This is a genomic window from Micromonospora mangrovicola (genome assembly GCF_047200535.1).
Lineage (GTDB): Bacteria > Actinomycetota > Actinomycetes > Mycobacteriales > Micromonosporaceae > Micromonospora.
Window position 1 is genome coordinate 1 of the sequence record NZ_JBJZOG010000261.1, and the last position, 565, is coordinate 565.

1 protein-coding gene is annotated in these 565 nt (G+C 64.2%); it reads right to left on the bottom strand.

The genetic code is table 11. From position 1 onward, the window contains the following. A partial coding sequence (locus ACL02O_RS34380) for a hypothetical protein (RefSeq protein WP_412822352.1) occupies positions 1 to 527 on the bottom strand: 527 nt, incomplete at its 3' end. Between the last annotated feature and the right edge of the window lie 38 nt (positions 528 to 565).

Sequence of the window (565 nt, forward strand, 5' to 3'; positions counted from 1 at the left end):
TCGGTGTCCCACAGGTAGAAGTAGTAGCAGGTGACGCGACGGTCGACGCGCTGGTAGGTGAACCACACGGCCCCGGTGTCGGTGGCGGACTTCGACCCGGTGAACACGCGCTGATACTCCTGCGCCACGCCGATCGCGACGACCTGGGAACGGCCGGTGGCCGCGGCCTTGCGCATCAACGGCATCACCTGATCGATCTTGCGTTCCGGCCACGGGCTGTCCGCCAGCACACCTGGCCGGGTCTTCTCCTTCTTACCGGTGAAGCTGAGGACCGGGATGCCGTTGGCCTCAGCGAACGACATCACCGCCCGACGGAACGCCTGCCCACGGCGTTCCAGCAACGCAGGCGACGGCACCGGCATGCCCTCATGCTGGTTGAGGAAGCTGACCACCTGACCGCCCACCACCAGGTTCGGCACGGACATGGTCAGATAGACCCGATCGAGGCAGTCGATCTCCAACAGCTTCTGCCCGTCGAGCACGTCGTTGACCGTGACCGCATTCGTTCTCGTCAGACGTGAGGCCATGACCAACCTCCGCATCCACATCTACGAATGCCAGGATG